General features: G+C 74.4%; 5 protein-coding genes and 1 pseudogene. 5 read left to right on the top strand and 1 reads right to left on the bottom strand.

Annotation, left to right across the window (positions count from 1 at the left end):
• From KBX39_RS24385 to KBX39_RS24365, 5 genes and pseudogenes are all read left to right on the top strand, one after another.
• Nucleotides 1-391, top strand: a pseudogene (locus KBX39_RS24385) (ABC transporter ATP-binding protein); the annotation flags it as partial.
• A 16-nt stretch (nt 392-407) separates the two neighbouring features.
• Nucleotides 408-1205, top strand: coding sequence for an ABC transporter permease (locus KBX39_RS24380; RefSeq protein WP_205797327.1), 798 nt, complete (start codon nt 408-410; stop codon nt 1203-1205).
• Nucleotides 1206-1226: 21 nt separating this feature from the next.
• Nucleotides 1227-2384 (top strand): sensor histidine kinase, encoded by a 1158-nt coding sequence (locus tag KBX39_RS34125; protein WP_210872684.1) that lies wholly within the window; start codon nt 1227-1229, stop codon nt 2382-2384.
• A complete protein-coding gene (locus KBX39_RS24370) occupies nt 2381-2725 on the top strand; it encodes a hypothetical protein (protein WP_247660537.1) in 345 nt (114 codons plus the stop codon). Before KBX39_RS34125 ends, KBX39_RS24370 begins: the two co-directional genes overlap by 4 nt.
• On the top strand, nt 2664-3365 hold the full coding sequence (locus tag KBX39_RS24365; protein ID WP_043326093.1) for a TetR family transcriptional regulator: 702 nt from the start codon (nt 2664-2666) through the stop codon (nt 3363-3365). The genes KBX39_RS24370 and KBX39_RS24365 overlap by 62 nt, the downstream gene beginning before the upstream one ends.
• A 174-nt stretch (nt 3366-3539) precedes the next feature.
• Here the strand turns inward: KBX39_RS24365 and KBX39_RS24360 are convergent, their stop codons facing one another.
• A complete protein-coding gene (locus KBX39_RS24360; protein ID WP_113971868.1) occupies nt 3540-4205 on the bottom strand; it encodes a GNAT family N-acetyltransferase in 666 nt (221 codons plus the stop codon).
• Between the last annotated feature and the right edge of the window lie 229 nt (nt 4206-4434).

The following is a 4434-nucleotide window of genomic DNA, read 5'->3' as shown; positions in this document are numbered from 1 at the left end:
GGGCCGGCGCGACTTCTGGCAGGCGATCCGGGCCGACGCCCGCTCCGGCCGGACCGTCCTGTTCGCCACCCACTACCTGGACGAAGCCGACGCGTACGCGGACCGGATCGTGCTGATCCGCCAGGGCCGCGTGGTCGCCGACGGCACCACCGCCGAGATCAAGAACCTGGCCGCCGGGCGGGTGGTGCGGGCGACGCTGCCCGGCGCCGACCAGGCCGCACTCGCCGCGCTGCCGGGCGTCCGCTCGGTCGAGGTACGCGGCGACGCGGTCCTCGTGCACACCGGGGACTCCGATGTGGTCGCCCGGCACCTGCTGACCCGCACGGACGCCCGGGACCTGGAGATCACCTCACGCAACCTCGAGGACGCGTTCCTCACCCTGACCGCCTGAACCGGGGAGCCTCGCCATGACCGCCACGACCTCGTCCACCACCGCCCGCGCCGTCGACCGCCGGCCGCCCATGCTCGGCGGGTTCTGCGCGCCGGTGCTCGCCATCGAGATCCGCCGGGTGCTGCGCAACCGCCGTACGCTGCTGTTCATCCTGGTCATGCCGGCCGTGTTCTTCCTGCTGTTCGGGCTGCCCACGCGCGGGGAGAAGCTGGACAACGGGCTGCCGGTCACCGGCTGGATCATGATCAGCCTGGCCGTGTACGCGGCCATGGTCGCCACCACCAGCGCCGGCGCGGCCGTCGCCACCGAACGCGCGCTGGGCTGGAGCCGGCAACTGCGGCTCACTCCGCTGCGCCCCGCCGCGTACGTGGCGACCAAGGTCGCCACCGCGATGGTGCTCGGCCTGCTCGGCGTACTCGTGGAGTTCGCCGTCGGCGCGGCCTCCGGGGTCCGGCTGCCGGCCCACGTCTGGGTCGAGTCCGGCCTGACCGCCTGGGTCGGCGCGCTCGTGTTCGCCGCGTTCGGGTTGTTCGTCGGCTACCTCGCCCCGGCCGAGAACGTCATGCAGTTCGTGGGCCCGGCGCTGGCCATCCTGGCCATGCTGGGCGGCCTGTTCGTCCCGCTGGAGCTGCTGCCCGACGTGATGCGGCAGATCGCCAAGTTCACCCCGGTGTACGGGGTCGGTCAGCTCGCCCGCGCGCCGCTGACCGGCACCGGGGTGGACTGGGCGGCGGTGGCGAACGTGACCGCCTGGACCGTGTTCTTCGGCCTCGGCGCGGCCCGGCTGTTCCGCCGGGACACCACCCGTGTCTGAGCGGGGTCTAGCGTGGTCGGCGTGACGTCGCCGCCCGGTCCGGCCCGGCCGGTGAACCGCCACTGGCGGTTCACCGGCTGGCTGCTGGCGGCGGTCTGGCTGTTCTTCCTCAACATCCCGCTCGGCACCGCACTGCACCAGCCCCAACTGTGGCGGCGGCTGGTCGGGATCGGCGCGCTCGTCGCGTTCGCCGTGGCGTACGTGCTGATCTTCGAATGGGCCCGGGGCCGACGGCAGCGCCATCGGCCGGTGCCGCCCGGCCGGGCCCGGCTGCTGATCGCCGTGCTGCTCGCGCTCGGGCTGGCCGGGATCCCCGGCACCGGCGGCGACTGGCTGACCACACTGGTCTTCGTCGGGGCAGCAGCGGTGTTCCTGCTGCCGTCGGCAGAGGCGCTGGTCGTGGTGGTGCTGGCCGCGGCGGCGCCGCCGGTGACCGCGCGTCTGGTGCCCGGCTGGGAGCACGAGAGCACGCTCGTCTTCGCGGTGCTGCTCGCCTCGTTCGCGATGTTCGGGGTGAGCCGGCTGGCCCAGCGCAACGGCGAACTCCAGGCCGCGCAGCAGGAGATCCGCCGGCTGGCGGTGGCGGAGGAACGCGCCCGCGCCGCCCGGGACCTGCACGACATCCTCGGGCACTCGCTCACCGTGGTGGCGGTCAAGGCCGAACTGGCCGGCCGGCTGCTGGAGCTGGACCCGGCCCGCGCCGCCACCGAGGTCGCCGACATCGAGCGGCTGGCCCGGGAGGCGCTGGCGGACGTGCGGAGCACCGTCGGGGCGTACCGCGGGGTGGATCTGGCCTCCGAACTGGCCGGCGCGCGGTCGGCGCTGACCGCCGCGGGCGTCGTCGCGGAGCTGCCGGAGTCGGTGCCGCCGCTGCCGGCGGACCGCGACGAGCTGTTCGGCTGGGCGGTCCGCGAGGGGGTGACGAACGTGGTGCGGCACAGCGGCGCCCGCCACTGCGTCATCCGGGTGGAACCGTCGGCGGTGGAGGTACGCGACGACGGCCGGGGCCCGGCGGACCAGCATGGCCCGGCCGGGCACGGGCTGGCCGGGCTGCGGGAGCGGGCCCGGCGGCTGGACGCGACGGTGACGGTGACGGTGGCGCGGCCGGACGACGGGCGTGGCTTCCTGCTCCGGGTGACGGTGCCCGCGGCGGATCCGGACGGAGGGACGCGCCCGTGACCGAGCCGATCAGGCTGCTGCTCGCCGACGACCAGGCGCTGGTCCGGGGCGCGCTCGCAGCGCTGCTGTCGCTGGAGCCGGACCTGACGGTGGTGGCCGACACGGGCGCGGTCTACAGCGGCGACGGCGCCTGGTTCGCCTGCCTCTGGGCGCTCGCCGAGCATCGGGGTACGGCCGAGCGGCTGGCCCGCCCGCACCTGCTGCCGCTGGCCCGGCGGGTGGTGGCGGCGGCCTCCGCGGTCCGCGAGCGGATCCGGGAACCGGGATACGGTGACGACGATGACCGAGCAGAGTGCGCCGACGACCGCTGCGGGTGGGCAGGGGTCGACGGCCCGGGGTGAGCAGACCCGGCAGCTGATCCTGGACACCGCGATGCGGCTGTTCCGCGAGCGCGGGTACGCGCGCACGACGATGCGCGCGGTCGCCCAGGAGGCCGGCGTGGCGGTGGGCAACGCCTACTACTACTTCGGCTCCAAGGAGCACCTGGTCCAGGAGTTCTACGCGGGCACCCAGCGCGATCACCGGGAGGCGGCCGGCCCGGTGCTCGCCCGGGAGCGGGAGTTCGCCGCGCGGCTGGCCGGGGTGCTGCACGCGGGCATCGACGTGCTGAGCCCGTACCACGCGTTCGCGGGCGCCTTCTTCAAGACGGCGGCCGAGCCGACCTCGCCGCTCAGCCCGTTCTCCGCCGAGTCGTCGGAGCCGCGGGACATGTCGATAGCGCTGTTCCGCGAGGCCCTCACCGGGTCCACCGTCAAGCTCGACGACGAGCTGCGCGAGGCGCTGCCCGAGCTGCTCTGGCTCGGCTACATGGGTGTGGTGCTCTACTGGGTGCACGACCGCTCGGACGGGCAGGTCAAGACCCGCCAGCTCATCGACGGCGTGGTGCCGCTCGTGGACCGGCTGGTGGGGCTGTCCCGGCTGCGCGTGCTGCGGCCGGCCACCCGGCAGGCGCTCGCCCTCATCCATACGCTGCGTCACTGACCTCACCCGCGCACCTGCCAGCGATTTCGCAGGTGAGAGTCCGCAACCGGACAGCAACACACCCCTTGTTCACGGTCGGCACTACACATAGCGTTACCGGTGTCGGGGCCTGGGGGAGAGCTGCGGACCGTGGATCCGGCCCGGGATCCACGGTCCGCGCCGAGCCGGGCCGGCTCAGCGGGGGAACACGCCGAACGCGGTGAAGCCGCGATCCGGGAACCCGGCCGCCTCGGCCACCCGGCCGGACGCCGCGTTGCCCGGGTCGTGCAGGTAGGTGGGAATCGCTCCCTCGTCCAGCACCCGGCGCGCCGCCTGCGCGACCAGCCGCCGGGCCAGGCCGCGCCCGCGCGCGGCCGGCACCGTGCCCACCGCCAGCTCGTGCCCGTACGAGTCGTGCCGCTTGATCCCCACCCCGGCCCGGTACGCGCCGTCGGCGCCCCGGACCACGAGCACCTCCCGGTCGAACAGCCGCAGCCACGGCGGCAGCCCGGGCAGCGTGGGCGGCACCCACTCCCCCACCTCGGGCAGCGGCGCCGGGTCGGCGCACCAGCGGAAGACGGACGTGTGCGAGATGAAGTCGGGCGTGCCGACCGCCGCCGGGAGGGCGGGCAGCCACTCGCCGGGCGGCCGTCCCCGGACCAGCGCCCGGACCGCCTCCACCCGATCGACGGCGACCGAGAGGACGGTGCTGCCGTGGGCGGTCACCGCGAGGGCCGGGCGCAGGCGGCCGTCCCAGGCCGGACGGGCGCGGCGGTGGGACCGCACCACGTGCAGTCCCGGGCCCGCCGGCCACTGTCCCAGCCAGGTCGCCAGATGGAGGAAGACCCGCCGGTCGAGCACGTGATCATGGTACGCCGGGCCGGACCGCCCGTGCTCGCGTAATCAACTGATCCCACCGGGGTTGAGACCCGCGGCGGATGGGTAGTGGGGCGGCACGCCAGCGACGGATGACGATGTGTGGTCCGGCGGAGGGCCGCAGGAATTTGACGCTTCACGGGAACCCTAGGCATCGACCCTGCGTCATATTCATTTCCATACATGGACAAGTTTTTCTGGGACGGTAGTGGTC

This window comes from Micromonospora sp. D75 (genome assembly GCF_018070405.1).
Taxonomy (GTDB): domain Bacteria; phylum Actinomycetota; class Actinomycetes; order Mycobacteriales; family Micromonosporaceae; genus Micromonospora; species Micromonospora chalcea.
The sequence above is the reverse complement of the archived record's forward strand: the minus strand, read 5'-3'. Positions and strand labels throughout refer to the sequence as shown.

Bases quoted from the DNA above. Each gene is read 5' to 3' on its own strand.
- KBX39_RS24380 (WP_205797327.1), top strand. From the start codon at position 408: ATGACCGCCACGACCTCGTCCACCACCGCCCGCGCCGTCGACCGCCGG.
- KBX39_RS24365 (WP_043326093.1), top strand. From the start codon at position 2,664: ATGACCGAGCAGAGTGCGCCGACGACCGCTGCGGGTGGGCAGGGGTCG.